General features: G+C 68.7%; 19 protein-coding genes and 1 tRNA gene. 10 read left to right on the top strand and 10 right to left on the bottom strand.

The window, feature by feature from the left end:
* The first annotated feature begins 32 nt into the window (after positions 1 to 32).
* The 3 genes from BLS66_RS08365 to BLS66_RS08355 all read left to right on the top strand — a co-directional run bounded on the left by BLS66_RS08365 (position 33) and on the right by BLS66_RS08355 (position 7,432).
* On the top strand, positions 33 to 3,263 hold the full coding sequence (locus tag BLS66_RS08365; protein WP_074725624.1) for a hybrid sensor histidine kinase/response regulator: 3,231 nt from the start codon (positions 33 to 35) through the stop codon (positions 3,261 to 3,263).
* Positions 3,260 to 3,901, top strand: a complete 642-nt coding sequence (locus BLS66_RS08360) for a response regulator (protein WP_074725623.1) — start codon at positions 3,260 to 3,262, stop codon at positions 3,899 to 3,901. Before BLS66_RS08365 ends, BLS66_RS08360 begins: the two co-directional genes overlap by 4 nt.
* A gap of 261 nt (positions 3,902 to 4,162) precedes the next feature.
* Positions 4,163 to 7,432 (top strand): autotransporter family protein, encoded by a 3,270-nt coding sequence (locus BLS66_RS08355; protein ID WP_074725622.1) that lies wholly within the window; start codon positions 4,163 to 4,165, stop codon positions 7,430 to 7,432.
* Between the two features lie 503 nt (positions 7,433 to 7,935).
* Here BLS66_RS08355 and ychF read toward each other — a convergent pair.
* The 8 genes from ychF to BLS66_RS08315 all read right to left on the bottom strand — a co-directional run bounded on the left by ychF (position 7,936) and on the right by BLS66_RS08315 (position 15,082).
* Positions 7,936 to 9,027 carry a redox-regulated ATPase YchF gene (gene ychF / locus BLS66_RS08350; protein WP_049464661.1) on the bottom strand — a complete coding sequence of 364 codons (1,092 nt, stop codon included), beginning with the start codon at positions 9,025 to 9,027 and terminating at the stop codon, positions 7,936 to 7,938.
* 305 nt (positions 9,028 to 9,332) lie between these two features.
* Complete coding sequence (gene pth / locus BLS66_RS08345) at positions 9,333 to 9,911, bottom strand: aminoacyl-tRNA hydrolase (protein ID WP_049468722.1); 579 nt, start codon at positions 9,909 to 9,911, stop codon at positions 9,333 to 9,335.
* Between the two features lie 48 nt (positions 9,912 to 9,959).
* Positions 9,960 to 10,577 carry a 50S ribosomal protein L25/general stress protein Ctc gene (locus BLS66_RS08340; protein ID WP_005408191.1) on the bottom strand — a complete coding sequence of 206 codons (618 nt, stop codon included), beginning with the start codon at positions 10,575 to 10,577 and terminating at the stop codon, positions 9,960 to 9,962.
* Positions 10,578 to 10,686: 109 nt separating this feature from the next.
* Entirely contained in the window at positions 10,687 to 11,646 is a 960-nt protein-coding gene (locus tag BLS66_RS08335; RefSeq protein WP_005415400.1) for a ribose-phosphate diphosphokinase, read from the bottom strand.
* Between the two features lie 140 nt (positions 11,647 to 11,786).
* Positions 11,787 to 11,863: transfer RNA gene (locus tag BLS66_RS08330), tRNA-Gln, on the bottom strand.
* A gap of 11 nt (positions 11,864 to 11,874) precedes the next feature.
* Positions 11,875 to 12,744 carry a 4-(cytidine 5'-diphospho)-2-C-methyl-D-erythritol kinase gene (gene ispE, locus BLS66_RS08325; protein WP_074725621.1) on the bottom strand — a complete coding sequence of 290 codons (870 nt, stop codon included), beginning with the start codon at positions 12,742 to 12,744 and terminating at the stop codon, positions 11,875 to 11,877.
* The gene (gene lolB / locus BLS66_RS08320; RefSeq protein WP_057493424.1) at positions 12,741 to 13,400 is read right to left on the bottom strand and encodes a lipoprotein insertase outer membrane protein LolB; all 660 of its coding nucleotides are present in this window, start codon (positions 13,398 to 13,400) and stop codon (positions 12,741 to 12,743) included. The genes ispE and lolB overlap by 4 nt, the downstream gene beginning before the upstream one ends.
* A complete protein-coding gene (locus BLS66_RS08315) occupies positions 13,397 to 15,082 on the bottom strand; it encodes a tetratricopeptide repeat protein (protein ID WP_208596518.1) in 1,686 nt (561 codons plus the stop codon). Before BLS66_RS08315 ends, lolB begins: the two co-directional genes overlap by 4 nt.
* 63 nt (positions 15,083 to 15,145) lie before the next feature.
* Between BLS66_RS08315 and hemA the strand changes: the two genes are divergently transcribed.
* Genes hemA through ppk2 form a run of 4 tightly spaced genes read left to right on the top strand, consistent with a single transcriptional unit; the run spans position 15,146 to position 20,030 of the window.
* Positions 15,146 to 16,429, top strand: coding sequence for a glutamyl-tRNA reductase (gene hemA, locus BLS66_RS08310; RefSeq protein ID WP_049468712.1), 1,284 nt, complete (start codon positions 15,146 to 15,148; stop codon positions 16,427 to 16,429).
* Positions 16,407 to 17,489, top strand: a complete 1,083-nt coding sequence (prfA, locus tag BLS66_RS08305; RefSeq protein ID WP_074725619.1) for a peptide chain release factor 1 — start codon at positions 16,407 to 16,409, stop codon at positions 17,487 to 17,489. The genes hemA and prfA overlap by 23 nt, the downstream gene beginning before the upstream one ends.
* Positions 17,490 to 17,494: 5 nt before the next feature.
* On the top strand, positions 17,495 to 19,201 hold the full coding sequence (locus BLS66_RS08300) for an O-linked N-acetylglucosamine transferase, SPINDLY family protein (protein ID WP_074725618.1): 1,707 nt from the start codon (positions 17,495 to 17,497) through the stop codon (positions 19,199 to 19,201).
* A 46-nt stretch (positions 19,202 to 19,247) separates the two neighbouring features.
* Positions 19,248 to 20,030, top strand: coding sequence for a polyphosphate kinase 2 (gene ppk2 / locus BLS66_RS08295; protein WP_005408184.1), 783 nt, complete (start codon positions 19,248 to 19,250; stop codon positions 20,028 to 20,030).
* A 459-nt stretch (positions 20,031 to 20,489) separates the two neighbouring features.
* Here the strand turns inward: ppk2 and BLS66_RS08290 are convergent, their stop codons facing one another.
* Together BLS66_RS08290 and BLS66_RS08285 are read right to left on the bottom strand one after the other, a co-directional pair.
* Positions 20,490 to 21,068 (bottom strand): TlpA family protein disulfide reductase, encoded by a 579-nt coding sequence (locus BLS66_RS08290; protein ID WP_074725617.1) that lies wholly within the window; start codon positions 21,066 to 21,068, stop codon positions 20,490 to 20,492.
* Entirely contained in the window at positions 21,065 to 22,339 is a 1,275-nt protein-coding gene (locus BLS66_RS08285; protein ID WP_049465777.1) for a YihY family inner membrane protein, read from the bottom strand. Before BLS66_RS08285 ends, BLS66_RS08290 begins: the two co-directional genes overlap by 4 nt.
* Positions 22,340 to 22,416: 77 nt before the next feature.
* On the opposite strand from BLS66_RS08285, the gene wrbA reads away from it, so the two are divergent.
* From wrbA to BLS66_RS08270, 3 genes are all read left to right on the top strand, one after another.
* Positions 22,417 to 23,010, top strand: a complete 594-nt coding sequence (wrbA, locus tag BLS66_RS08280; protein WP_074725616.1) for an NAD(P)H:quinone oxidoreductase — start codon at positions 22,417 to 22,419, stop codon at positions 23,008 to 23,010.
* Positions 23,007 to 23,342, top strand: coding sequence for a DUF2069 domain-containing protein (locus tag BLS66_RS08275; protein ID WP_074725615.1), 336 nt, complete (start codon positions 23,007 to 23,009; stop codon positions 23,340 to 23,342). The genes wrbA and BLS66_RS08275 overlap by 4 nt, the downstream gene beginning before the upstream one ends.
* Before the next feature lie 79 nt (positions 23,343 to 23,421).
* On the top strand, positions 23,422 to 23,907 hold the full coding sequence (locus BLS66_RS08270; RefSeq protein ID WP_010481766.1) for an asparaginase domain-containing protein: 486 nt from the start codon (positions 23,422 to 23,424) through the stop codon (positions 23,905 to 23,907).
* The last annotated feature ends 83 nt before the right edge of the window (positions 23,908 to 23,990 follow it).

The following is a 23,990-nucleotide window of genomic DNA, read 5'->3' as shown; positions in this document are numbered from 1 at the left end:
GCCGCTGTGCGCCCCCTGCTCCGAGACCTGCCATGCCGGCCGAGGCCGCTCCCGTCCGCCGACTCGCCCGCCGCTCGCTGCGCGTCCATGCCGTGCTGATCGGCGTGGTGGCACTGGCGACCCTGCAGGCCGGACTGCTGCTGTCGGCCGGTTCGCAGCTGCTGAACGAAGAGCGCAGCAAGATCGAGTTCCACTTCCGCCGCCTGGACGGCACGCTGCGCGAGCAGGAGCGCTTCCTGCGCCAATGGCGGCTGCATGACGTCGGCATGCAGGGGCCACCGCTTGCCGATGCCAGCGGCGAACTGCAACACGGCCCGCTGTTCGCGCACTTTGCGATGGTCGGAAGCGAGGGCGCCAGCCCTTCGCCGCCGTCCGAACTGGGCAACCGTTTCCTGCGCTTCTATGGCACGTTCTGGTCGGCCTCGCGCTACCCACCGCCGCAATGCCTGCTGGTCAACGGCCAGGGCACGCGCGGGTTGCTGGCACCGGTGCAGATCGGCCGTCATGACGCCGGCCAGAACAGCCCGCATCACCTGCGCCCGGCGATCGCCGACATCCACCGGGCGCTGGCCACGCGGCCCGCGCTGCGGCGTGGCGGCATCGCCTGGGTGAGCGTGCCGTGGCGCGACCGCCAGACCCGCCTGCTGGCCATCGCGCACGCCCCACAGGATGCGCGGCTGTGGGGGGAGGATGGCCGGGATTCACAGGCCGCGCTGGCGTGCCTGCTGGATCCGGCGCGTGTTGATGACTACCGCCAGGTGCTGGGTGTCCCGGTGTTCCAGCGGCTGTCGCTGTTCGATCCTGAGGGCCAGCGCCTGCTGGGCGATGCCGCAGACGCCAGCGACACCGGCACCGCCACGCGGGCCGGCCTGGACGGCCTGCAGTTCCGCATGCGCAGCGAGCGCGGCTGGCAGGCGGTCTACCACGTCAGCTGGCGCCAGGTATTCCAGCACCCGCAAGGGCCGCTGCTCGGCGCGACGGTGGCGGCCCTGCTGCTGGCGCTGGGTGGCACGCTGCTGCTGCGCGCGTACCGGCGTTCGGTCATCGAGCCGCTGCGCAGCCACCACGCGCGCCTGCTGGAAAGCGAGGCCTTCAGCCGCACCATCCTGGACAACGCACCGATCGGGCTGTGCCTGCTGCGGCGCGACGATGGCACGGTACTGCTGGACAACGCCCTCGCCCGCCGCTGGCTGGGCGAGGACCATCACGCAGGCGGCTGGCATGGCCCCTGGCGGCAAAGCGTGCTGGCCGCTGGCGGCACCACCCTCGGCGACGGACTGGCCTACACCACGCCTGAGAACCGCCATCTGCTGGTGACGGCGACACCGGCGCGCTATCGCGGCGAGCCGGCGGTGTTGTGCCTGTTCATCGATCTCAGCAGCCAGCACGAGGCCGAACAGGTACTGCAGCAGGCGCGTCGCGCTGCCGACCAGGCCAACCGCGCCAAGAGCCAGTTCCTGGCCACCATGAGCCACGAGATCCGCACGCCGCTGTACGGCGTGCTCGGTACGCTCGAACTGCTGGGGCTCACGCCGCTGGATGCGCGGCAGCAGGAGTACCTCGCCACGATCCAGCGTTCGTCCTCGACCCTGATGCAGTTGATCAGCGACATCCTCGATGTCAGCAAGGCCGAGGCCGGACAACTGAGCCTGGAGCCCAGCCCGTTCGATCCGGTCCGGCTGACCGAAGATGCACTCGACTCGTACGCCGCCGCGGCCGCCAGCAAGGGGCTGCAGTTCTACGCCTGCATCGATGCCGACGTGCCCTCCAGGGTATGCGGTGACGCCGCACGGATCCGCCAGGTGCTCAACAACCTGATCAGCAACGCGCTGAAGTTCACCGACAGCGGACGCGTGGTGGTGCGCGTGTCGGCACGCTGGCAGGCACAGCGCTGCTGGCTGCAGTGGCAGGTGGCCGATACCGGCATCGGCATTGCCAGTGAACACCAGGCGCATCTGTTCGAGCCCTTCTTCCAGGCCAACCCGGGCACCGACGCGATGCGCGGCACCGGCCTGGGCCTGGCCATCTGTGCGCACTTTGTGGCGTTGATGGAAGGCCAGCTGCGCGTGGTCAGCGAGAGTGGCCTGGGCAGCAGTTTCAGCGTCGAACTGCCGCTGTCCCCGGCGCCGGCGGATCCGCAGCAATGCCCGGCACCGCAGTTGCCGGCGGGGCTGCAGGTGCAGGTGCGCGGCAATGTGCGCGAGCTGGTGCAGTCGCTGTGCGAGCGCCTGCAGCAGCGCGGCGCGCACGCCGGCGCGTACCGGGAAGACAGCGCCACGGGCCTGCCAGCGGCTGCGGTACTGCTTGACCTGGTCCTGGACGGTCCGCTGCCACACTGGGCCGGTGGCGCGCGCGTGGTCGCCTGCCGCGACGGCGGCGTGCGGCCCCGGCAGATCGATGGCTTCTGGCAGGTGGGACTGCATCGGTTCGATGCGATCGTGATGGCGTTGGCCGCCGCCGCAGGCCAGCCCCTGGCGGCCAGTGCCAACGGACGCCTGCCCCTGCCGCGGCGCTTCGGCCTGCAGGTGCTGGTGGCCGAGGACAATCCGATCAACCAGGCCATCCTGCGCGACCAGCTGGAGCAGCTGGGCTGCCGCGCCGTGGTCGCCAGCGATGGCAATGAAGCGCTGGGCTACTGGCAGCAGGGTGCGTTCGCGCTGGTGCTGACCGACCTGAACATGCCCGGCATGGATGGGTACGGCCTGGCCCGTGCCCTGCGCGCGCGCGGTGCCCGCGTACCGATCCACGGCGCCACCGCCAACGCCGACCCGGCCGAGCGACAACGCTGCCAGGAGTCAGGCATGCAGGGCGTACTGGTCAAGCCGATCACGCTGGAAGCCCTGCAGCGCCTGCTGACCCGGATCAGCCAGGGCGACGCAGGCGTCCAGGCGCTGCCGGAGAGCCCGGACTCCGCCGATGCGCGCGATGATGATGATGCGCCACTGCAGGTTCCGGACAGGATGCAGGCGCTGTTCGTGCAGACCATGCAGGGCGACCTGGACAGCCTGCGCCAGGCGATCGCCGCCGCCGACCCCGCACGCGTGGTGCAGGTACTGCATCGCATCCGCGGCGCACTGGTGATCGTCGGCGCGCCAGCCCTGGTGGACCGCGGCCTGCAGATCGAACATGCCCTGGCGGGCGGCGCTGACCTGGCGACCCAGGCGGCCCCGCTTGCCGGCTTCCAGCGGCGCCTCGAACAACTGCTGCACCCCCTGCTTGACCCCGCATCCCCTTCCCTTCCCGACGACCCGGCCCTGCCATGACCACACGGATCCTCATCGCCGACGACCACCCGATCGTGCTTGCCGGCATCCGCGACGTGCTGGCCGGGGAACTGGACCTGGAGGTCGTGGGCGAAGCGGCCGACCCGGCGACGCTGATCGAGCTGATGACCCGGACCCGGCCACAGGCGGTGATCACCGACTACAGCATGCCCGGGGGTGATCGCTTCGGGGACGGCATCAAGCTGATCTCGTTCCTGCGCCGCAGCTTTCCGGAGACACGCCTGCTGGTGCTGACGATGGTATCCAACCCGTCGCTGGTGGCGGCGATGTATGCCGCAGGCGCCGGCGGCGTGGTGCTCAAGAGCCACGGACTGGGCAGCCTGGTACAGGCCCTGCGTGTGGTGCTGGCCGACCGGATCTACCGGCCCCCGGGCCTGCTGCCGGTAGACGTGGGTGAACCGGCCGATGCCGAGGCCGTGCGTGCGCGCCTGTCACCGCGCGAGCTGGAAGTGATCCGCCTGTTCACCGGCGGCATGAGCGTGGGCGAGATCGCACGACAACTGCAACGCAGTGCCAAGACGGTCAGCACGCAGAAGATCAGCGCGATGCGCAAGCTCGGCGTGGACAGCGACCAGGCGCTGATCGAGTACTGCCTGCAGGCCTCGTTGTTCGCCTGAGACCGACTCCGGGCTGAATCGCGCGGGTGATGTACGCGGGCCACAGTGGCTTTAGGAAACGCCTGATTCCATAGGACGGCGCCGATTTCTAGGCTGGATGCATCCCGCCATGGTGCGCGTGCCAGCAGCAATGCGTCGCCGTGGGGGACGGAAGCCCGATGGCGCCTGCAGCCGCCATCGCATGTGGCTTCCGCAGCGACGCGGCCCTGCCGCGCCAGTTCGCGCAGCCGTGCTGCGCCCTGCCACAGGAAGTCCAACAGCATGTACGCCTCCCCTACACGGCGCCGCCGTGCGTCCGGGCGCGCGCGCCGCGCGCCTGCCCCGCTCCTTCCCACCCTGCTGGCGACCGCCCTGTGGGCGGCACTGCCGGTCCACGCCGCCGATCTGACCGGCCCACTGCAGGTCAGCGACGGCAACACCCTGCAACTCGGTGCGGACGATGTCCTCACCCATGCCGCCGGCAGCTTTGCGCTGACCGTCACCGGTGCGGGCAGCCAGGCAGTGATCGACGGCAGCCGTATCAACGTGACCGGCAGTGGCAGCGCCGTGTCCGCCAGCAATGGGGGACAGGTGCAGCTGCGCAACGCGACGCTGTCGATCGCGCCGGCCACCGGTACGGGCTTCTATGCGCTGTACGCCAATGGCGCTGGCAGTGTGATCGACGCACGCGACGTCGACATCGACGCCACCCGTAACGGCAGCGGATTCGGCAGCGTGCAGGCCTACAACGGTGGCGTGATCCACTATGCCGGGGGCCGTCTTTCAATGACCGGGACCGGTGGCACGCTGGCCGGTGCGTCCGGCAAGGGCAGCGAACTGCACCTGGCCGATCTGCAGATGAGCGCCGACGGAGGTGCCCGCCTGCGCGCCGACAGCGCCGGCCTGCTGACGATCCGCAACAGCCGCATCACCCTCGCCCCCGGCGGCATCCTTGCCGGCGTGGCGGCCGACGGCGTGGGCAGCCGCGCCGAGCTGTACGACACCTACCTGCAGGGCGGCTGGTTCGATATCGACAGCGGCGGCAGCCTGCTGCTGGAGAACGTGGAAGCCCATTCGGTGGGCGGCAGCATGCGACTGCTCGGCAGCACCCTCAGCAAGACCTATTCCAGCGCGGTGATCAACGGCGGCAGCTTCTTCACCGTCGGCGGTTATGGCGTGAACATCAACAGCTGGGGCGAACTGACCGCCCGCGACGCGACCTTCGATGTACGCGAAGGATATTCCGGCTTCTGGCTGGCCAGCGATGCGTCGCGCCTGCAGCTGACCGACAGCAGCGTCGACACCTGGACCGACAGCTACGGCCATGGCGTGGAGATCTACGGCGGCACCGCCACGGTGCAGGGCGGCCGGATCACCACGCACGGCGATGCGACCTATGGTGTTCGCGTGACCGGCTCCACCGGCAGCTCCGCCAGCCGCATCGAAGCCACCGGCAACGTGATCGATGTGCGCGGCGACGGCGGCGGCGGCGTGTTCATCGGGGGCTCCACCGCCACCGCGCTGCTCGACAGCGTCGCGATCCGCGGCGACGGCGAGAACGTGTTCGGCATCGTGCACATGAACACCGCACGGCTGACCCAGGCCGATCGCCTGGACATCCGCATGACCGGCAGCAACAGCGGCGGCTATCGTTCGTACCTGACCGCGTTCGGCCCTTACTGGAACCGCGCCACCTTCAACGACAGCCATATGGAGACCGCCAGCGGCGCCGCGTTCTGGCTGCAGGGCAGCAATCATGCGTTGACCGTCAAGGGCAGCGAGGTGACCGCCGGCGATGGCGACGGCCGGCTGCTGCGGGTCAGCGACACGGTGTTCACCGACGGCAGCAGCGTGGCGACCAGCCGCATCGACTTCAACGCCGACGCCAGCACGCTGCGCGGCGACGTGGTGGTCGACAGCGCAACCGCCGACGTGCACCTGCTGCTGGGCAACGGCACGCTCTTCAGCGGTGCCCTGCGCAGCGATTCCGGCTACCAGGTCGCGCAGCTGTCGCTGGATGGCAGCAGCCAATGGAACGTGCGTGCCAGTTCCAGCGTCGGCGCGCTCGATCACGCCGGCACCATCGCCTTCGATGCGCCGACGGCCGGCGACTTCAAGACCGTCACTGTCAGCGGCGACTACGTGGGCAACGGTGGCCAGTGGATCTTCAACCGTGCACTGGGTGACGACACCTCGCTCGGCGATCAGCTGGTCATCAACGGCAACAGCAGCGGCACTGCCAGCGTGAGCGTGCGCAATGCCGGTGGCACGGGTGCACTGACCCAGGAGGGCATCCGCCTGATCACCGTGGCTGGCCAGTCGGATGCACAGTTCAGCCTGCAGGGCCGCGCGGTTGCCGGTGCCTACGACTACTTCCTGTTCAAGGGCGGCGTGTCGACCCCGGATGACGGCAACTGGTACCTGCGTTCGGAATACGTGCCGCCGGTCGATCCGCCGGAGCCGCCGGTTGATCCGCCGCAGCCACCCGATCCCCCGGTCGATCCGCCGTCGCCGCCGGAACCGCCGGTCGATCCGCCACTGCCGCCGGAACCGCCGGTCGAGCCGCCGCTGCCACCGGAACCGCCGATCGATCCGCCGCGCCCGCAGGTGGAACGCCCGGAACCGGCGGCCTACCTGGCCAACCGCAACGCCGCGCTGGGCATGTTCCGGCACAGCCTGCACGACCGCGCCGGTGATCCCGCCGCCGAGGCCGGCGCAAGCAGCGATGCCGTGGCCTGGATGCACTTGCGCAGCGCGCAGCCGGACAGCCACGACCGCAACCGCCAGGTGCACGTCGATGGGCAGATCAGCAGTGTGCTGGTCGGCGTCGGACGCCGCTTCGAAGTGGGCGGTACCGGCGAACTGCAGGCAGGTGCGATGCTTGGCCACGGCCGCGCCCGCAATGACAGCCGCTCGCAGCTGACCGGCTACACCGCACGCGGCGTGGTCACCGGCACCAGCGTGGGTGCCTATGCCACCTGGCTGCAGGATGCGCAGATGCGCGGTGGCGCCTATGTGGATGGCTGGCTGCAGTACGGCCGCTTCCGCAACAGCGTGCAGGGCGATGGCCTGCAGAAGGAGCGCTATGACGCGCGCAACTGGAGCGCGTCGGCCGAGGCCGGCTACGTGCTGCCGCTGCGCCAGACCGCGCAGCGTGGCGTCTACCTGCAACCGCAACTGCAGGTGGTGCACAGCCGCTACGACAGCGACCGGCTGATCGAAGCCAACGGTACGGTGGTCGAAGACCGTGGCGGTGGCGAGACCAGCACGCGCCTCGGCCTGCGTCTTTACAGCCGTGGGTTGAGCCCGGCGCAGGGCCAGGTGCACCCGTACGTGGCGGTGAACTGGTGGTCCGGCGGCAATGGCGCAGGCCTGGCGATGGACGGCGAGCGCCTGCAGCGGCCGTTGCCGCGCGACATCTACGAAGCCAAGGCCGGTGTACAGGTGGATCTGTCCGGTGGCTGGCGCGGCTGGGGTGAATTGAGCCGGCAGAGCGGTGGCATGGGCTTCCGCGATGTCGGTGCCCAGCTGGGCGTGTCGTACACCTGGTGATGCGGGACGTGCCCGGCAAGGGAGTGCCGGGCGCTTTTCCACACGCCGCGTGGAAAGCCATGCGGACTTGATGTGGACAAGTGACCGCGAACGTTGCGGCGCAAGCGTTTCAAAGGCTGGTGAATTTTTATCCATGCCCATCCGCGGTTTTCCACATGCGCCGTGGAGAGCGGTTGGGATTTGATGTGGACAAGTGGGTGGGAATGTTGCCACGCAAGCGTTTCAATGCGTGGCGAAATTTTGTCCACGCGGAACCATTGAGGCGTGTAGCGCCGGGCCCACGCTCGGCTCACGTCCATCGCAGCCGAGCATGGGCTCGGCGCTACATCGGGTTCGCCGGTTTTCCACACCCGGCGTGGAAAGCGATGGGAGTTTGCTGTGGACAAGTGCCGGCGAACATCACGCCGCAAGCGTTTCGCAGCGTGGTGATTTTTTGTCCATCGCCAGAAACGCAGACGCCCCGCACAAGGCGGGGCGTCCGGGGCCGATCCGATGCCGCTGGATCAGACGTTGAAGCGGAAGTGCAGGATGTCGCCTTCCTGCACGCGGTATTCCTTGCCTTCCAGGCGCAGGCGACCGGCTTCCTTGGCGCCGGCTTCGCCCTTGTACTTGATGAAGTCGTCATACGCGATGGTTTCAGCGCGGATGAAGCCCTTCTCGAAGTCGGTGTGGATGACGGCGGCAGCCTGCGGAGCGGTAGCGCCCTTGCGCACGGTCCACGCGCGGACTTCCTTCACGCCGGCAGTGAAATAGGTCTGCAGGCCGAGCAGGCTGTAGGCCGCGTTGATCACGCGGTTCAGGCCCGGCTCGCTCAGGCCCAGGTCGGCCAGGAAGGTATCGCGGTCTTCGTCGTCGAGCTGGGACAGCTCTTCTTCGATCGCGGCCGACACCGGCACCACCTGCGCGCCCTCGGCGGCGGCGTGCGCGCGCACGGCGTCCAGGTGCGGGTTGTTCTCGAAGCCGTCTTCCAGCACGTTGGCGATGTACATCACCGGCTTCAGGGTGAGCAGGAACAGGTCGCGCACCAGCGCCTTTTCCTCGTCGTCCAGGCCGGCCGAGCGACCGGCCTTGCCGTCGGACAGTGCCGCCTGCAGCTTGGCCAGCACCGGCTTGCGCGCCGCCGCATCCTTGTCGCCGCCCTTGGCCGCACGCTCGGCACGGTTCAGCGCCTTCTCGACGCTGTCCAGGTCGGCCAGCGCCAGCTCGGTGTCGATGGTCTCGATGTCCGAGATCGGGTCGACCTTGCCGGCCACGTGCACGATGTCACCGTGCTCGAAGCAGCGCACCACGTGGGTGATGGCATCGACTTCGCGGATGTGCGCCAGGAACTTGTTGCCCAGGCCTTCACCGCTGGCGGCACCGGCGACCAGGCCGGCGATGTCGACGAACTCGACCGCGGTCGGGATGACCTTCTGCGGGTTGATGATGCCCGCCAGCTCGTTCAGGCGCGGATCCGGCACCGGCACGATGCCGACGTTCGGCTCGATGGTGCAGAACGGGAAGTTCGCCGCGGCGATGCCCGCCTTGGTCAGCGCATTGAACAGGGTCGACTTGCCGACGTTGGGCAGGCCGACGATGCCGCATTTGATACCCATGGGTGACAGCTCTCTGGGGTGAAAGTGATTGGGGAAACAGCGACGTGGGCGCTGCTTTTCCAATCATTCTCCGTACCGACCAGCGGTCGGTACCTACCGGTCGGGTTGACTCCGTACCGACCAACGGTCGGTACCTACCGGTCTGGTTGACTCCGTACCGACCAGCGGTCGGTACCTACCGGTCTGGTTGACTCCATACCGACCAGCGGTCGGTACCTACCGGTCGGGTTGACTCCGTACCGACCAGCGGTCGGTACCTACCGGTCTGGTTGGCTCCGTACCGACCAGCGGTCGGTACCTACCGGTTATTTCGGGGTATGCAGCCGCTTCATCGCTTCGTTGAAATCGCCCTGCACCGCCAGCGGCAGCACGTCGATCGCATCGTCGATGGCGCGTGCGATCAGCACGTCATCCTCCTTGGACGGACGGCCGAGCACCCAACCCACTACGCGGTCCTTGTGGCCGGGATGGCCGATGCCCACGCGCAGGCGATGGAACCTGCCGTGGCCCAGCAGGCGCATGGTGTCGCGCAGGCCGTTCTGGCCGCCGTGGCCACCGTCGAACTTCAGCCGCGCCGCACCGGGCGGCAGGTCCAGCTCGTCGTGGGCCAGCAGGGTTTCCTCCGGCTCGATCTTCCAGAACCGCTGCGCGGCGGTGACCGACTTGCCGCTGAGGTTCATGAAGGTGGCGGGCTTGAGCAGCCACACCGTCTGCCCGGCGATCTCGACCTTGGCGGTCTCACCGAACAGCTTGCTGTCCACATTCCATCGCGCACCGGCTTTTTCCGCCAGGGCCTCAACGAAATGAAACCCGGCATTGTGCCGGGTCCGGGCGTGTTCCGATCCGGGGTTGCCCAGACCGACGATCAGTCGCAGTCCTGCCATGGTTCCTTCCAGTACGGTGCCTGCCCGGAGGCAGGCACCGTAACGGTATTACTCGGCGGCAGCCGCTTCTTCGTCAGCCTCGTCGGCCTTGCCGGCCTTGGCGGTGACGATGGCGTCGTCGTGGTCCTTGCCCAGCGCCAGGGCCGGGATTTCCACGCCCTTCGGCAGCTTGATGTCGGACAGGTACACCACGTCACCGGCCTTCAGCTCGCCCAGGTCGACTTCGATCGACTCCGGCAGGTCCTTCGGCAGGCAGGTGATGGTCACTTCCTTCAGTTCGTGGGTGACCACGACGTCGGCAGCCTTGCCGGCCGGCGAGGTGTCTTCGTTGACGAAGTGCAGCGGGACCGAAGCGGTCAGGGCTTCGTTCTCGTTCACGCGCTGGAAGTCCAGGTGCATGATCAGCTGCTTGTACGGGTGGCGCTGCATGTCACGCAGCAGGACCTTCTGCACCTGACCATCCAGGTTCAGGTCCAGGATCGAGGCATAGAACCACTCGTTCTGCTGGGCCAGCCAGATTTCGTTGTGGTCCAGGCTGATGGCGACCGGCTCGGCGTTGCCGCCGTACACGATGGCCGGGATCACACCGGCGTGACGCAGGCGGCGGCTCGCACCCTTACGCTGCAGTTCACGCTTGGTGACCTTGATTTCATGGGTCTTGGACATTTTCGACTACTCAGGTTGTTGCCGCGCCCTGCGGCGTGGCGGTTGAAGATGCTTCCGCGACCAGAAGCATCCGGGTATGCCCCCGCCGTTGCCGGCAGGGGCGAAAAACTCAGTCGACGTACAGCGAGCTGACCGACTCGCCGAAGGCGATGCGGCGCATCGTTTCGGCCAGCATTTCCGCCACGCTCAGCTGGCGGATCTTGCTGCACACCCGCGCCGCGTCCTTCAGCGGGATGGTGTCGGTCACCACCAGCTCGTCGAGCTGGGAATTGGTGATGTTGTCCACCGCCGGGCCCGACAGCACCGCGTGGGTGCAGTAGGCGGCGACCTTGAGCGCACCGCGCGCCTTCAGGGCAGCGGCAGCGGCGCACAGGGTGCCGGCGGTATCGACGATGTCATCGACCATCACGCAGGTCTTGCCTTCGACGTCACCGATGATGTTCATCACGGTGGAGACGTTGGCACGCGGGCGGCGCTTGTCGATGATCGCCAGGTCGGCGTCATCCAGGCGCTTGGCCACCGCACGGGCGCGGACCACGCCGCCCACGTCCGGCGACACAACGATCAGGTTCTCGGTGCCGTAGGCGCGCCAGATGTCGGCCAGCAGCAGCGGCGAGGCATACACGTTGTCGACCGGAATATCGAAGAAGCCCTGGATCTGGTCGGCGTGCAGGTCGACGGTCAGCACGCGATCAGCGCCAGCGGTGCTGAACATCTTGGCCGCCAGCTTGGCGGTGATCGGCACGCGCGAAGAGCGCATGCGGCGATCCTGCCGCGAGTAGCCGAAATACGGCACCACGGCGGTCACGCTGGCCACCGATGCGCGCTTGAGCGCGTCGATCAGCACCAGCAGTTCCATCAGGTTTTCCGCGCTCGGCGCGCAGGTCGGCTGGATCACGAACACGTCCTGCTTGCGGACGTTCTCCTCGATCTCCACCTGCACTTCACCATCGGAGAAGTGCGAGACCAGCGCCTTGCCCGGGCGAACCCCCAGTTCCTTGCAGATGTTCTGCGCCAGACGTTTGTTGGCGTTGCCGGAAAAGACCAGCAGGTTCGGGGACTCTTGCATCATGATTGTCTCGGGCGGGGACGAGTGGCGGGGATCCGGAGTCGGCAAGGACCCCGATGGACCCTTGCTGCTGACAACACCGCGGTTGTATCCACGTCCCGCGCGGGCGATGCGCTGGAAGGCGCGGACACAGCCGCTATTGGCAGGGGCGGTAGGATTCGAACCTACGAATGCCAGGATCAAAACCTGGTGCCTTGGGCCTCTTGGCGACGCCCCTGCATTGATAAATCAGTGTTGCTCGAGTGCATCCAGCAGTGGCGAACGCGCAACGCCCGCTGCCACCCTTGCCCGCAACTCCTTCGGCAACTTCGACCGTCCCTGCTCTGCGGCAGACTGCGATGCGAACTCGACGAAACAACCACTTCCCGAACCGGTCAGCCGCGCCGTGCCGATGCCGCTCAACGCAGCGAGCGCGGCCTCGACGGCAGGCTCACGGCGGCGCAGCACCGGTTCGAACGCGTTCCCGACCAGGGTCCCGGAAGCGAAGTCCTCTATTTTCGCCACTGGGCTGTCGCGCGTCAAATCCGGGTCTGCAAAGAGGACCGGCGTGGGAACATGAACGCCCGGTTCAACCACCACATACCAGGCCGGGGCCAGCGTGATCGGCTGCAGGCGCTCGCCCACCCCTTCGGCCCAGGCGTTGCGCCCGCGCACGAACACCGGCACGTCGGCGCCCAGGCGCAGGCCCAGCGCGGCCAGGGCATCTTCATCCAGGCCGGCACGCCAGAGCCGGTTCAGTACCACCAGCACGGTGGCCGCGTCGGACGAACCGCCGCCAAACCCACCACCGGCAGGAACGTGCTTTTCGACGATGATGTCAGCACCTTGCGCGACCTTCGCCGCTTCCTGGAGCAGGCGCGCGGCCCGCACCGCGAGGTCATCGGCCTCGGCCACGCCGGCCAGGCCCTCGCCCTGCCGATGCACCTGGCCGTCTTCACGCAGGCGCAGGCCGATGCGGTCCCCCCAGTCCAGCAGGCGGAACACGGTCTGCAGCTCGTGGTAGCCGTCGGCCCGGCGGCCGGTGATGTGCAGGAACAGGTTCAGCTTGGCCGGGGCCGGCCACCAGGACCAGCCCGCGTCGTCGGCAGCCCCGCTCATGGCGTGCCCTGCCCCCACTGGTCCACCAGCAGGCGCACCTTGGCGTCGCCATTGCTGGCCTCGATCCGGCGTGGCAGCGCCGGGCGTCCGCTCTCAGCCGGGTACCAGTCCAGGTACTGCACCTGCCAGCCCATCTGCTGCATGCGGCGCGGCCGGCCGTCAGCGTCGCGCTCGACCGCCTCCGGACCGGCGGCGTCGCCGGCCACCAGGCCACGGATCCACTCCGGCAGCTGGTTGACCGGGATGTCCCAGCCGGTCGCCTCCAGCAGCAGCTGCTGGGCGTCCTCGCCATCACGCGGACCGCCAGACAGCCCTTCCAAGCGGCCGGCTTCGGAATGGGTGTCGCCGGTCAGCTTCCAGCTCTGCCGGGTCACCGGCGCGCTCAGTTCGACCACGTAGCGGCGGCCGTCCTGTTTCCAGTCAATGCGACCGCTGCCGCCGTCCTTGCCCTTGCTGACCGCGACCCGGCCCTGGAAGGCCCACTCCGGCTGCGCGTGCAAGGCCGCCACGCGGGCCGCTTCGGCCTGTGCCGCTTCGGCCGAAACCGTCTGGACCACCGCCGGTGGCGCGGTCTTCTGCGTACCCACGCTGGTACAGGCGGTCACCGCCAGGGTCGCAGCCGCCAGCAGCAGCGGCCGGATCAGGGAAACACTCATGGATTGAATTTCTCGCGGGCGCGCAGCAGCGCGCGGTTTTCAGGATCGAGCCTGGCCGCTTCCTCGAAGAAGTGACGGGCCTCGTCATGCTTGCCCAGCACCCACAGCACTTCACCGACATGGGCGGCGATCTCCGGGTCCTTGGCCAGGGTCCAGGCCCGGCGCAGCTGCACCAGTGCCTCTTCCTTACGACCCAGGCGATACAGCACCCAGCCATAGCTGTCGACGATGGCGGCGTTGTCCGGCTCGGCCACGCGGGCGCGGTCGATCAGCTCCAGCGCCTCCTGCAGGCGGCCGGTACGGTCGGCCAGGGTGTAGCCCAGCGCGTTCAGCGCCGGCACGTTTTCCGGGTCGGTCACCAGGATCTTGCGCAGGTCGGCCTCGGCGCGCGGGATGTCGTCGCGGCGCTCCCAGGTGAGCGCACGTGCGTACAGCAGCCCGTTGTCATCCGGGTAGGCGGCCAGGCCGCGGGCCAGCGCATCCAGTTCACCGGCGCTGTCGTCGCCACGCTGGCGCAGTTCGGCTTCCAGCAGATAGGCGTCACGGCGCACATCGTCGTCGACCACTGCGTCGGACTGGATCGCGTGCACTTCATCCAGGGCCTGCGGCAGGCGCCCGGCCAGGGCCTGGGCGTTGGCCGCACGCAGGCGCGCCTCGCTCAGCTCATCACCGCCGGGCACGCTGTGGTACCACTGCACCGCCTCGGGGTAGCGCTTCAGGTACTCGGCGATCTTGCCCAGCAGCAGGCGCTGCGCCGGGTCCGGCTTGGCCGCCTGCCGCGACAGTTCGTTGTACAGGTTGGACAGCGCCGCCTTGTCGCCCTGCTTGGCCAGCAGCGAGGCGCGCATGCCCCAGGTCTGCACGTCCTGCGGGCCGAACGCCAGCACACGCTCGGCCGCAGCCGGCTGGCCGAGGCTGTCATAGGCGATGGCCACCGCGTTGCGCAGCTCGGGGTCCTGGCGGGTCTTCGGTTCGACGTCGTGCAGCAGCGACAGGGCCTTGTCGGTCTCGCCGGCCTGCTGCAGCTGGCTGGCACGCAACAGCGCCACACGCGGTTCTTCGGGGAAGCGCTTGACCACTTCATCGATCATGCGCCGCGCCAGTTCGGGCTTGTCCATGCGCAGGGCGAGACGGCCGAACTCCTGCCAGGCCTCGATCTTCGCCGGAATCGCATTGGCATCGACCAGCTCGCCCAGCACCTGCGCCGGCACCGCCGGGTCGCGGCCACCGCCGATGAGTGCGGCCAGGGCGAACTTCCAGCCGCGTTCGTCGGGGTCGGCCAGCAGGGCCTGCAACGCGCTGCGGGCCGCCTTCACATCGCCCTTGCGCATGGCCAGCGCACCGGCAGCGCTGCGCAGGGTCAACGAATCCGGCGCACGCTGCTGCCACAGGGCCAGGCCCTTGGCGGCACTGGCGTCATCGTTGGCCAGCATCGAAATACGGGTGGCGCGCTCGGCCAGCCCGGCATCGCCGTCGGTCTGCTGGGCCGCCTGCAGGTACCAGCGCGCGGCCTCGGCCAGCTTGCCGGCCTGCAGCGCGAACTCCCCGGCCATCACCGGTTCCAGCGCCAGTTCCTCAGTGGCCGGGCCCCGTACAGGCGCCTTGGCCGGCGCCGCCGCCATGGCCTGGGCGCAGGCCAGGGACAGCAGCAGAACACTGGGGATGCGAATCAATGCGGGCATCGTCGGCATCGGGGCCTTAAAATGTCGTCCAATGGCCAGCAGCTTATCGCAAGCAACTGAACAATGACCCTGTGGGTGCTCGGACTGAATCACCAGACCGCACCGGTGGAGCTGCGCGAGCGCGCGGCCTTCGCCGGTGAGGCGTTGCCGCGTGCGCTGGGTTCGCTGCGCGACACCCCGCAGATTGCCGAGGCGGTCCTGCTGTCCACCTGCAACCGCACCGAGCTGTACGCCGTGGCCGAGTCGGCGCAGGCGCTGGACCAGTGGCTGCACAGCCAGGCCGGCGACCTGCAGGGCTATCTGTACCAGCACGCCGATGCCGAAGCCGTGCGCCACCTGTTCCGGGTCGCCACCGGCCTGGACTCGATGGTGCTGGGCGAGCCGCAGATCCTCGGCCAGGTGAAGGAGGCCTGGTCGACGGCGCGCGACCACGGACTGCTCGGCCAACGCCTGGACCGCCTGTTCCAGCAGACCTTCTCGGTGGCCAAGCGTGCGCGCACCGATACCCAGATCGGCACCAACCCGGTGTCGGTGGCCTCGGCGGCCGTGCGCCTGGCACAGAACGCGTTCGCCCGGCTGGACGACTCCACCGTCCTGCTGGTCGGTGCCGGCGAGACCATCGAACTGGCTGCACGGCACCTGAGTGAAGGCAAGGTACGGCGGCTGCTGATCGCCAACCGCACCCTGGCCCACGCGCAGGAACTGGCCAGCCGCCATGGCGGCGTGGCGTTGCCGCTGACCGAACTTGATCGCCACCTCGGCGAGGCCGACATCGTGTTCTCGGCCACCGCCGCGCGCGAACCGGTGATCCATCGCGAGATGGTGGCCAAGGCCCTGCGCGCGCGCCGGCACAAGCCGATGCTGCTGTTCGACCTGGCCGTGCCGCGCGACATCGAAGCCGAGGTCGGCACGCTCAACGACGCCTTCCTCTACACCGTCGATGACCTGGAACGCGCGGTGGAAGACAACCGTCGTGGCCGCCGCGAGGCCGCTGCCGAGGCCGAGGCGATCATCGACCTGCAGGTGTCGCGTTTCATCGAGACCCAGCAGGCCAGCGCCCACCAGGCACCGCTGCGGCAGCTGCGCGCGTTTGGCGAAGCCACCCGCGCCGAGCTGCTGGAGCGTGCGCGCCAGCAGCTGGCCAACGGCAAGCCCGCCGACGAAGTACTGGAACTGCTGGCCCATGGCCTGACCAACCGCCTGCTGCATCCACCGACCGCCGCCCTGCGCGCGGCCGCGCTGAGCGGCGATGCCGACCTGACCCGCGCCGCCGAGCGCCTGTTCCCGGCCACGCCGGGTTACCGCCACCCACCCGTGAGACCCGATGACGCCGACCCTGCGCCGTAAGCTGGAAGCGCTGGCCGAGCGCCGCGAAGAACTGGAACGCCTGCTCGCCGAACCCGACGTGGTCGCCGACAACACCCGTTTCCGCGACCTTTCGCGCGAATTCGCCCAACTTGAACCGGTCGCCACTGCACTGGCCGATGAAGCCCGTGCCGAGGCCGACCTGGCCGCCGCCGAAGGCATGCGCGCCGACCCCGACCTGCGCGAGCTGGCCGAGGAGGAAATCGCCGCCGCGCAGGCGCGCCTGCAGGCACTGGAGCAGGAGCTTGCGCTGCTGCTGGTGCCGCGTGACCCGCGCGACGACGGCAACCTGTTCCTGGAAGTGCGCGCCGGCACCGGCGGCGATGAGGCGGCGATCTTCGCCGGCGACCTGTTCCGCATGTACGCCCGCTATGCCGAACGCCAGGGCTGGAAGGTCGAGATCGAATCGGACAGCCCGGGTGAGCATGGGGGCTACAAGGAAGTGGTGGCGCGCGTGGTCGGCCGCGGTGCGTTCTCGCGCCTGAAGTTCGAATCGGGCACGCATCGCGTGCAGCGCGTGCCGGCCACCGAATCACAGGGCCGCATCCACACCTCGGCGGCGACTGTGGCGATCATTCCCGAGGCCGACGAGGTCGATGACATCGTCATCAACCCGGCCGACCTGAAGGTGGATACGTTCCGCTCGTCCGGCGCCGGTGGCCAGCACGTCAACAAGACCGAATCGGCGATCCGCATCACCCACGTGCCGACCGGCGTGGTGGTGGAGTGCCAGACCGAGCGCAGCCAGCACGCCAACCGCGACAAGGCGATGAAGCGCCTGAAGGCGCAGCTGCTCGATGCCGAGCGCCAGCGCCAGGACGCCGCGCAGGCCGAATCGCGGCGCCTGCAGGTCGGCAGCGGCGACCGCAGCCAGCGCATCCGCACCTACAACTTCCCGCAGGGCCGGATCACCGACCATCGCGTGGAAGGCCTGACCCTGTACGACCTGCCCAACATCCTCGCCGGCGACCTCGACCCGCTGCTGCAGCGGCTCAGCCACGAACACCAGGTCGATGCCCTGGCCCAGCTGTCGGCGGGCTGAGCGCGATGTCGGCCTGGCAGCAGCGGCAGCACCTGCAGCAGGCGATCGCACGCCAGCCCGGTGACTTCGTCGCCTGGGTGATGCTGGCCGACCTGGAGCTGGAAGCCGGCGACATCGCCGCCGGCGAGCAGGCCGCACGACGTGCATTGCAGCTGCGCCCGAACCACCCCGAGGCACTGGCGCGCCTGGGCCGCGTGGCCTGGATGGCCGGCGCGCATGCCGACGCGGCGGCGCTGCTCGGCCAGGCCTCGGCATTGGCGCCGCAGCACCCGGGCATCGCGCTGTGGCTGGGCCATGCACTGGAAGATGCCGATGATGCCGAGGGCGCGGCAGCGGCCTATCGCCGCGCGCATGCGCTGATGCCCGACGAGCCCTACATCGCGGCCCAGCGCCTGGCCTGGCAGCGCCGCCTGTGTGACTGGCAGGACGTGGACGCGCTGTCCACGCAGGTACGCGCCGCGCTCGCTTCCGGGCAGGGTGCGGTGGAACCCTTCGCCTTCCTCAGCGAAGACGCCAGTGCCGCCGAGCAGCTGGCCTGTGCACGGGCGCGCGCCGCTGTCATCGCCGGCTCGGTGCGGCCCTTGCCAGCGGTGAAGATGCGCACGCGCGGCCCGTTGCGCGTCGGCTTCCTTTCCAATGGCTTCGGTGCCCATCCCACCGGGCTACTGACCGTGGCCCTGCTCGAACACCTGCGTCATGACCCGGCGCTGCAGCTGCACCTGTTCGCGCTGAACCGCGCCGATGGCAGCCGCATCCGCGACCGCCTGCAGGCCGCGACCCGCCTGCATGACGTGGCCGCGCTGCGGCATGCCGACATCGCGGCCCGCATCCGTGCGCAGGGCATCGACCTGCTGTTCGACCTGCGCGGCTGGGGTGGCGGTGGCACGCCCGAAGTGCTGGCCATGCGCCCTGCCCCGTTGCAGCTGAACTGGCTGGCCTACCCCGGCACCTCGGGCGCGCGCTGGCTGGACGCCGTGGTCGCCGATGAATTCGTGCTGCCGGCATCGCTGGAACCGCACTTCAGCGAACGCGTCCTGCGCCTGCCACGGGCCTTCCAGCCCTCGGACAACACCCGCGCGCTGGAGCCGTCCCCGTCCCGCGCCGAGTGCGGCCTGCCCGAACATGGCGTGGTGTTCTGCTGCTTCAACAACAGCTACAAGCTCAACCCGCGCAGCATGGGCCGCGCGTTCGCCGTGCTGCAGGCGGTGCCGGGCAGCGTGCTGTGGCTGCTGTCCGGCCCGGGCCAGGCCGACGCCCGCCTGCGCGCTGCCGCGCAGGCGGCAGGCGTGGATCCGGCGCGCCTGGTGTTCATGGCCAAGCTGCCGCACCCGCAGTACCTGGCCCGGTATCAACTGGCCGACCTGTTCCTCGACACGCATCCGTACAACGCGCACACCACCGCTTCCGATGCGCTGTGGGCCGGCTGCCCGGTGCTGACCTGCCCGGGCGATACCTTCGCCGCGCGCGTGGCCGGCAGCCTCAACCATCATCTGGGTCTTTCGCGGATGAATGCTGTCGACGATGCGGCGTTCATCGCCGCCGCCAGCGCATTGGGCAACGACCCATCGGCCCTGGCCGCGCTGCGCGCCGAGCTGGCGCAGGCGCGCGACCGCAGTGGCCTGTTCGACATGGCCGGGTTCGCCCGCGACCTGTCGGCGCTGCTGCAGCGACTGGCCAGCGAGCAGGGCTGGCAGGGCGTCGACATCGCCTGAGCCACCGCTGCGCTACGCTCGGGCTTCCTCCCCGCGTGGTGTGACGATGGCCAAGCTCAAGCGCAAGGACTACGACGAACTGCTGCTGCCGCTGCAGCTGGAACTGACCGCGATGGCGCGCTGGGTGCAGCACAGCGGGCAACGCCTGCTGGTGCTGTTCGAGGGACGGGATACGGCAGGCAAAGGCGGCGCGATCCAGGCCATCAGCCAGCATCTCAACCCGCGCCAATGCCGGGTGGTGGCGTTGCCCAAGCCTACCGACCGCGAAGCCACGCAGTGGTATTTCCAGCGCTATGCCTCGCATCTTCCCGCCGCCGGCGAGATCGTGCTGATGGACCGCAGCTGGTACAACCGCGCGGGCGTCGAGCGGGTGATGGGCTATTGCAGCGAAACCGAGTACCAGCAGTTCCTGCGCCAGGCACCGGTGTTCGAGCAGCTGCTGGTGGACGACGGCATCCTGCTGTTCAAGTACTGGCTGTGCGTGGACCAGGAGCAGCAGGAAAAGCGCTTCGCCGAGCGCCATCTCGATCCACTGAAGGGCTGGAAGCTGTCCCCGGTCGACCTGAAATCGCGCAGCAAGTACAGCGCCTATACCGAAGCCCGCGAGGCGATGCTGCGCGCGACGCATCGCGAGGCGGCGCCGTGGACGCTGGTGGATTTCAATGACCAGCGGCTGGGCCGGTTGACGCTGGTGCGCAACCTGCTGGACCGGTTGCCGGACACGCGGGTGGACGCGCCGTTGCCGGAGCTGCCGAAGCTGAAGGGCAAGCTGCATCGTGAGCACTACGATGTGCTGAAGCCGATCGAGGACTTCCCGGTCGAGGATTAGGGTGGGTCGGCAGGGCCTGCGGCCCTGCACCTGCGGTAGTGCCGGCCGCTGGCCGGCAGCAACAGCAACAGCCGAAGCAACAGAAACGGCGGGCTTCCTAAGGGATGGCGGGGCGGGTCCGGGTGCGGGGGGCGCTGCAAGTACGTCCCTGTAAGCTCGGTCGCCGCATCCATGCGGCTCACGCCCCCTCAACCGGACCCACCCCGCCTTCGACAGATTCTTGCGAGCTGTCGGAATGGCATGGGGTCGGATCCGTTTTCCGCAGGAAAACGGATCCGACCCCAGATTGATTTCGATATCTGACAGAAATTCATCCACGCACGGCGTGGATCTACCAGATCGCAGAAATCTGTCAGAGGTGGGGCGGTGTCCCACGGGTAGCCCGCTGTTGCTGCCGGCCAGCGGCCGGCACTACCGCGTCCGCGGGTGCAGGGCCGCAGGCCCTGCCGCCCAACCCCATTACTTGGCAGCAGCGATCTGCTTTTCGATGTCGGCGGCGGTCACCGGGCCAAGGAAGGTGTGGGCCAGCTTGCCCTGCGGGTCCAGCAGATGCGTCAGCGGCAGGCCGCGCGGTGTGGCGAAGTCCGCCGGCGGATCGAACGGATCCACGATGACGATCGGATAGGTCACCGGATGCTTGGCCAGGAACGACTGCATTTCCGGTGCCGCGATGTCCTCATAGGCCAGGCCGACCACTTCGATGTTGCTGCGCATCGCATGCAACGCCGACAGCTCGGGCATCTCCTTGCGGCACGGTGCGCACCAGGTGGCCCAGAAGTTCACCACCACCCACTTCCCGCGATGCGCGGCCAGGTCGTAGTCGCTGCCGTCCACCGCCTTCATCTTCAGCGTCGGGAACTCGGCCGTGGTGCGCTCGGCCGGCGTCTCCTCCGCAGGTGCCGGGGCACTTGGGGTGGGCGCCTGCGCCGGCGGCTGGCTGCGGGCCGGCGCCGGTTCCTGGGCCGGCTTGTTGCAGGCCGCCAGGGCCAGCATCAGGGCCACTGGAAGCAGCAGCGGCAACGGGGTCTTGCGGGTCATGGCATGTCTCCAGAATCGGTATAGATATCGCTGACCCGTCGCTTCAGGCGTTCGCGCAGGGGCAGCCGCAGATCGTCCAGCGCCGCCAACGCGGCACGGCCCAGGCTGTCGTCACGGTACGGCAGGTGCTGCTCGGCCACCGGGATGCGCAGCTGGGTGCATTCGTACAGATCGGCCAGGCTGACCTGGTCCAGGTCGCGTGACAGCAGCCACTCGCCGCGCTCATCGCGGCGCAGCAGGTCGATCTCCTGCAGGTTGCAGATCAGGTCCTGCAGCAGCGAATCGGTCAGCATCGGTTCCAGCCGCAGGATCTCGTCATCGGCCAGGCCTTTGCCCTTGGCCCGTGCATGCTGGAAGCGGCCAAGCAGGCGCAGCAGTCCATAGAACTCATAGCCCTGCGGCAGGCGCAGTTCCACCGGCTGGTAGCGGAAGGCGGCCATCGACGAAGCCAGCGACGCCCCCAGCAGCACCGCCACCCAGCACAGGTAGATCCACAGCAACAGGATCGGCACGAACGCCACCGTGCCATACAGCTTCTGGTAGGACTGGAAGCTGCCCAGATAGGCACCGATGCCCCACTTCACCAGTTCCAGGATGACCGCCGCCAGGATCGCGCCGGGCACGGCATGCCGCCATTTCACCGTGTGGTGCGGCACCACCCGGAACATCAGCGTGATGCAGACGAACTCGATCAGGATCGGCGCCAGCCGCAGCGCCAGTTCGGCCAGCCACCGGCCCTCCTGGGTACCGAACAACGGCATGGCGAACACCCGCGCCGACACCGCCAGCGACGCAGCGGCAAGCATCGCGCCCAGGGTCAGCACGGTCCAGTAGACCAGGAAGCGGGTCAGCTTGGGCCGGGTCGAGCCGACCCGCCAGATCTGGTTGAAGGTCTCTTCCACGCTGTTGAGCGTGATCAGCAGCGATACCACCAGCGCGATGAAGCCGGCCGCCGTCAGCTGCCCGGCACTGGCCGAGAACTGCCGCAGGTAGCCTTCGGCGGCGCGTGCCGCGGAGGGCACGAAGTTGGAGAACACGTAGTCGCTGAGCTGGTCGCTCCAGCGGTCGAAGACGGGGAAGGCCGACAGCACACCGAACACCACGATTGCCAGCGGCACCAGCGCGAACACCGTGGTGTACGCCAGCGCCGCCGCTGCCTGGAACAGGCGGTCGTCGAGGAAGCGGTGCCACAGGAAGCGGCCGAAGCTGATGGCCCGTGCGCGATCCCGCGCGCGCTCCATCCACAGGTTGAGCGTATCCAAAGGTTCCATCGGCGAAAGGGTACCCGATGCGGAATGCTCGCAGGATAGCCATACTGGTGGCCACACGACGAGGAGAAGCGGGCACGATGGGCGAGATTCTGGTGCTGTACTACAGCCGGGGCGGTTCGGTGGCACGGCTGGCGCGCCAGATCGCGCGGGGCATCGGCGAGGTGCCGGGCATGACCGCGCGCCTGCGCACAGTGCCGCCGGTGGCCGCCGTGACCCAGACCGCGCAGCCACCGGTACCCGACGATGGCGCGCCCTACGTGAGCGTGCAGGACCTGGCCGACTGCCAGGGCCTGCTGCTGGGCAGCCCTACCCGCTTCGGCAACATGGCCGCGCCGGTCAAGCACTTCCTGGACGGGCTGGGCGCCGAATGGGTCAACGGCACCCTGTCCGGCAAACCGGCGGGCGTGTTCACCTCCACCGCGTCAATGCACGGCGGGCAGGAGTCGACCCTGCTGTCGATGCAGGTGCCACTGCTGCACCACGGCTGCGTGATCGTCGGCATCCCGTTCACCGAGCCGGCGCTGAGCCATACCACCAGCGGCGGTACACCCTACGGCGCAAGCCATGTGGCCGGTGCCGCCGACGATCCGCAGCCGACCGACGACGAAGCGGTGCTGGCGCGCGCGCTGGGGCGCCGGGTGGCCGACATCGCGCAGCGGTTGGCCCGATGAGCCGGGCGCCGCGCACGGTGCTGCTGCTGGCCCTGATGGGGCTGGCCGCGCTGTTTGCCGGCTGGTTCATCAATGACAGGCACTGGCTGGCCACCCAGCTGGTGTTCACCGCCCCACCGCTGGCACTGGCCATCGCCGTGCGCCTGGGCTGGCGCAAGGCCGGCTTCTGGGCCTCGGTGCTGGCGCTGGGCTGGTTCAGCCACGGCGTGATGAGCGCCTGGAGCCACCCGGAAACACGCTGGCTGGCGCTGATCGAGATCGCGCTGGCGCTGCTGGTGATCTTCAGCGCCAGCCTGCCCGGCCTGCGCGCCCGCTTCGGCAAGCGGCGCTGACGCTGCGCGCGCAGGGCCTTATCATCTGCATTCCTGGCCCCGCGCCGCAGTCCCTGTCCTGGTTTCGCGCATGCACATGATGGAAGAGCTCCTGGTCGTCACCACCGGTGGCACGATCGACAAGATCTACTTCGACGACAAGTCGGACTACCAGATCGGCGATCCGCAGATCGGCATGATCCTGCGCGAGCTGGGCGTGACGTTCCGCTTCAACGTGATCCCGATCCTGCGCAAGGATTCGCTGCACATCAACGACGAGGACCGCGAGCTGATCCGTGCCACCATCGCCGCGCAGCCGACCCGGCACGTGCTGGTGACCCATGGCACCGATTCGATGGTGCAGACCGGCAAGGTGCTGGCGACGATCCCGGACAAGACCATCGTGATGACCGGCGCGCTGAGCCCGGCCCGCTTCCGCGGCTCGGATGCCGAGTTCAACATCGGCTGTGCGATCGGTGCGGTGCAGTCGCTGCCGAGCGGCGTGTACATCGCGATGAACGGGCGGATCTTCGACCCGCAGCACGTGCGCAAGAACGTGGCGGCCAACCGCTTCGAGTCGGTCTGAGGAACAGGGCGCCGACCAGGGTCGACATCCACCCAGGAAAAAACGCCCCGGCCGAAGCCAGGGCGTGCCCTTGGAGAGGGTCT

Source organism: Stenotrophomonas pavanii, from assembly GCF_900101175.1.
Lineage (GTDB): Bacteria > Pseudomonadota > Gammaproteobacteria > Xanthomonadales > Xanthomonadaceae > Stenotrophomonas > Stenotrophomonas pavanii.
This window is presented reverse-complemented; position numbering and strand designations above follow the sequence as displayed.